The organism is Streptomyces sp. DH12 (assembly GCF_020873895.1).
In the GTDB taxonomy this organism is placed as follows: Bacteria; Actinomycetota; Actinomycetes; order Streptomycetales; family Streptomycetaceae; genus Streptomyces.
Map to the genome: position 1 here is coordinate 1 of NZ_JAHWGT010001131.1, position 446 is coordinate 446.

1 protein-coding gene is annotated in these 446 nt (G+C 51.6%); it reads left to right on the forward strand.

All coding sequences use genetic code 11. The annotated features are described in order from the left end of the window. Positions 1-89: 89 nt before the first annotated feature. Positions 90-446 (forward strand): hypothetical protein (locus tag LPA54_RS38880; protein ID WP_228985112.1); only part of this gene is annotated, 357 nt, incomplete at its 3' end.

The following is a 446-nucleotide window of genomic DNA, read 5'->3' on the forward strand; positions in this document are numbered from 1 at the left end:
CTCTATTCCTCAGAAACGGAGCTTTATTACCTCATTGTGGTGGGACTAGTGCCGGTGATTGTTGGCGGCGCCATTTACAAAAGCAAGCAGTGACCTATCGTGAAATCATGAGGAAATTCGTTGCTGTTTCGAGTGCTGTAGCTGTAGTCGCGTTGAGCGTTACCGGTTGTTCATCGGAATCCGAAAGCGATTCTCCGAAGCCGGTCTTCCGTGCGACCACCGAACAACAAACCGAGTCCACAGAACAGACCCAGCAGCAAGCAGACCCGCAGCGGGTAGTCACCGAGACGGTAACTGCGGAAAATAAAGAAAATGAAAAGGAAAAGTGCGCGGACGGCGGCTCTGATTTGCAGAAGCGATTCGCCAACGGCGCCAAGGGTGTCCTCAATACGAATGAAGATGATTTCAAGTTCCACTACACGGTCATTGACGGCGCCTATGATCCG